General features: G+C 64.7%; 1 protein-coding gene. It reads left to right on the forward strand.

The features are described 5' to 3' along the window. On the forward strand, positions 1–2,481 hold a 2,481-nt coding region (locus ACEW8G_RS03100), incomplete at both ends, for an error-prone DNA polymerase (RefSeq protein WP_373486982.1).

Genomic DNA, 2,481 nt, shown 5'->3' on the forward strand with positions numbered 1-2,481 from the left:
TGCCTGCCCCCGCCTTCCGGCTGCTGGTCGGCGCGCGGCTGGTGTTTACAGATGATACGCCGGACATCATCGCCTATCCGGCAACGCGCCATGGCTGGGGGCGGCTGACGCGGCTGCTGACGGTCGGCAACCTGCGCGCGCAAAAGGGCGATTGCAGCCTGCGACGCGATGACCTGCTCGGCCATCTCGACGACATGCTGCTGATCGTGATGGCGCGCGATCACGATGCCGGTTTGCTGCGTACTCTGCGCGCTGCGGTTCCCGGCCGCGTCTGGGCTGGTGCGACCATGCTGCGCGGCGGCGATGATCGCCGCCGTCTCGCCCGGCTGATGCGGCTGGCTGAGGAGACAGGCGTGCCGCTGCTCGCCACCAACGATGCGCTCTATGCCACCCCCGATCAGCGCCCGTTGCACGATGTGCTCACCTGCATCCGCGAGAAGACAAGCCTTGCGGCGGCGGGGCGCAGGCTGGCGGCAAACGCCGAGCGTCACCTGAAGCCGCCCGCTGAAATGGCACGCTTGTTCAGGGATTGCCCCGATGCGCTGGCGCAGACTTGCACGTTCATGGCGTCCATCGGCTTTACGCTTGATGACCTGCGCTATGAATATCCTGATGAACAGGTGCCAGCGGGCTGGGAGGCACAGGGCTGGCTCGAGCATATGGTGATCACCGCCGCGCACGAACGCTATGGCGCGGTGCTGCCCCCAAAAGTGCGCGCGCTGCTCGATGAAGAGTTCACCCTGATCGCCAAGCAGCAATACGCCTGCTATTTCCTCACCGTTCACGATCTGGTGCGCTTCGCCCGCACGCGCGACTCGCCGATCCTGTGCCAGGGGCGCGGCTCGGCCGCCAATTCCATCGTCTGCTTTCTTCTCGGCGTCACCTCGGTCGATCCGGTCGAGCACGACCTGTTGTTCTCGCGCTTCGTATCTGAAGAACGCCGGGAGCCGCCCGATATCGATGTCGATTTCGAGCACGAGCGGCGCGAGGAGGTGATGCAGTATATCTATCGTCGCTATGGCCGCCACCGTGCCGGCATCGCCGCGACGGTGATCCGCTATCGCCCGCGCAGCGCGGTGCGCGAGGTCGGCAAGGTGCTGGGCTTTTCCGAAGACCTGACCGCGCGGCTCACCAGCACCATCTGGGGCAGCTATTCGAGCAGCATGGAGGCGCGGCGCTACAGCGAGGCGGGCTTTGATCCCGACAACCCGCAGATCGTGCGGCTGAAGGGACTGATTGACCAGCTGCTCAAATTTCCCCGGCACCTCTCGCAGCATGTCGGCGGCTTTGTGCTGACGCAGGACCGGCTCGATGAGACTGTACCGATTCACAATGCCGCGATGCAGGACCGCACCTTCATCGAATGGGACAAGGACGATATCGATGCGCTGGGCCTGATGAAGGTCGATGTCCTGGCGCTCGGCATGCTCACCTGCATCCACAAGGCGTTCGATCTGATGCGTGCGCATGACCTTGGCGATCACGACCTGACGGTCGATCTGAGCGCCGACGACCCTGCGGTTTATGACATGCTGTGCCGGGGTGACAGCGTCGGCGTGTTCCAGGTGGAAAGCCGCGCGCAGATCAACATGCTGCCCCGGCTCAAGCCGCGCTCGCTCTATGACCTCACCGTGCAGGTCGCGATTGTCCGGCCCGGGCCGATCGAGGGCGATATGGTGCACCCCTATCTGCGGCGTCGTTCGGGAATCGAGAAGGTCGAATACCCCTCGCCCGCCGCGCCGCACGATCCCGATGAGCTCAAGACCCTGCTGGGCGCGACCTATGGCGTGCCGCTGTTTCAGGAACAGGCGATGAAGCTCGCCATCGTGGCGGCGGGATTTACACCTGCCGAAGCGAACCAGCTGCGCCGCGCGATGGCGACTTTCCGCAATCTCGGCACGATGCACGAGTTTCGCGAAAAGCTGGTGCGCGGCATGACCGCACGCGGATATGAGCGCGACTTTGCCGAGCGCTGTTTCAAGCAGATCGAGGGCTTTGGCAGCTATGGTTTTCCCGAAAGCCATGCCCTGTCGTTTGCGCGGCTGGTCTACGTGTCGTCGTGGATCAAGTGCCACCATCCCGCGGTCTTCGCCTGCGCATTGCTCAATGCGCAGCCGATGGGCTTTTATGCGCCCGCACAGATTGTTCGTGACGCGCGCGAACATGCCGTCGAGGTTTGCCCCATCGACATCAACATGAGCGGCTGGGACAACAGCCTTGAGCGCGACAGTGCAGGCGAGCTGGCGCTCAGGCTGGGCTTTCGCCAGATGACTGGCTTCAGGGCCGACTGGGCCGATGCGCTGGCGGCGGCGCGAAGTCATGGCCGGTTCGACAGCATTGAGGCGCTGGCCCGCCGCGCCTGTCTGCCGCAGCATGCGTTGCGCATGCTCGCCGATGCCGATGCGTTTGGATCGCTCGCGCTCGACCGGCGGCGGGCACTGTGGGAGGTGCGCCGTACCCCGGATGGCGAACTGCCGCTGT

Origin of the sequence: Blastomonas sp., assembly GCF_041747255.1 — a bacterium.
In the GTDB taxonomy this organism is placed as follows: Bacteria; Pseudomonadota; Alphaproteobacteria; order Sphingomonadales; family Sphingomonadaceae; genus Blastomonas.